This window comes from Pseudomonas sp. A-1 (assembly GCF_004801855.1).
Lineage (GTDB): Bacteria > Pseudomonadota > Gammaproteobacteria > Pseudomonadales > Pseudomonadaceae > Geopseudomonas.
This window is the reverse complement of the sequence record NZ_SSTC01000207.1, coordinates 1-1,362: the sequence shown is the minus strand read 5'-3', so window position 1 is coordinate 1,362 and position 1,362 is coordinate 1. Positions and strand designations below refer to the sequence as shown.

The following is a 1,362-nucleotide window of genomic DNA, read 5'->3' as shown; positions in this document are numbered from 1 at the left end:
CCGCTGCCCGCCGTCAGCCGCGAAGCCGCCGCGCCGGCGGAGCCGCCCGACGACGCCGGCAGCGAGCGCGCGCAGGCCTACGCCCGCCTCGACTTCCGCTACCTGGCGCGGGCCTACGAGCGGGCCCACCCGCGTGCCCATCGGCGCACGCCGCACGACGACGAGAGCGGCACCGACTGAGTCCCGGCGGTATGATGCAAAAATCGACTGGAACACCCCGCCGCCGCGGAGACCGCCCTTGAGCCTGCGCCTGATCATCTTCGACCTCGACGACACCCTGTGGGACGCCCCGCCGGTGCTGGAGTCCGCCGAAACCGCGCTGCACCGCTGGCTCGCCGAGCACGCCCCGCGCCTGGGCGACGAGGCCGGCGCGCAGATCCGCGCCAACCGCCAGTGGCTGCTGGCGCAGGAGCCGACCCTGCAGATCCGCATCAGCGAGCTGCGCCAGCGGGCGCTGCAGCGCAGCCTGCGCCAGGCCGGCTACGCCGAGGCCGAAGCCGATGCACTGGCGCAGGGCGCCTTCGCGCACTTCCTCGCCGCCCGCCAGCAGGTCGCCCTGTTCCCCGAGGTGCGTCCGACCCTCGAGCAACTGGCCGGGCGCTTCGCCCTCGGCGTGCTGACCAACGGCAACGCCGACGTGCAGCGCATCGGCATCGCCGACTACTTCCGCTTCGCCTTCAGCGCCGAGCAACTGGGCGTGAGCAAGCCCGACCCGCGCGCCTTCCACGCCGCGCTCGCCGAAGCCGGCGTGCCGGCCGAGGCGGCGGTGCACGTCGGCGACCATCCGCGCGACGACATCGCCGGCGCCCAGGGCGCCGGCCTGCGCGCCATCTGGATCAACCCGCAGGGCAAGGCCTGGGAAGGCGAACGCGCACCGGACGCACAGGTCGCCAGCCTCGCCGAGCTGCCGGCGCTGCTGGCCCGCTGGCAGGCGGGCTGATGGCGGGCGCTGCCCGCGCCCCGCTCGCCGCTCCGCTGCTGCCGGCTCTGGCGCTGCTGGCCGGACTGCTCGCCGGCGGCATCCAGCCGGCCGGCCTGCTGGTCGGTACGCTGTTCGTCCTCTGGGTGCTGCAGCCGCCGCGCGCCCTGCCCGCCGGCCTGTGGCTGGGCGCCAGCCTCTTGGCCGGCACCGCGCTGGCCGCCCATGCACTGCCCGGCTTCGCCCCTCTGCAACTGAGCGCGCCGCGCGCGCTCAGCGCCGACGCCGCGCCCTACGCCGTGCGTCTGCACTGGGACAAGCTGCTGCTCGGCGCCGCCCTGCTGGCCTGGTGGTGGCGCCAGCCGCGCCCGCGTCCGGCGCGGCCGCATGCGGCCTGGCTGTGCGCCCTGGCCACCCTGCTGGCGGTACCGGCGCTGGCCCTG

The 1,362-nt window shown here is 76.3% G+C and carries 1 protein-coding gene and 2 pseudogenes; all 3 read left to right on the top strand.

Features of this window, described 5'->3' with window-relative positions:
• Window positions 1-180 (top strand): annotated as a pseudogene (locus tag E5198_RS21700) (hypothetical protein); the annotation flags it as partial.
• A gap of 58 nt (window positions 181-238) precedes the next feature.
• A complete protein-coding gene (locus E5198_RS21165) occupies window positions 239-940 on the top strand; it encodes an HAD family hydrolase (RefSeq protein WP_136491861.1) in 702 nt (233 codons plus the stop codon).
• A pseudogene (locus tag E5198_RS21160) lies at window positions 940-1,362 on the top strand (CPBP family intramembrane glutamate endopeptidase); the annotation flags it as partial. The gene E5198_RS21165 and the pseudogene E5198_RS21160, both read left to right, overlap by 1 nt.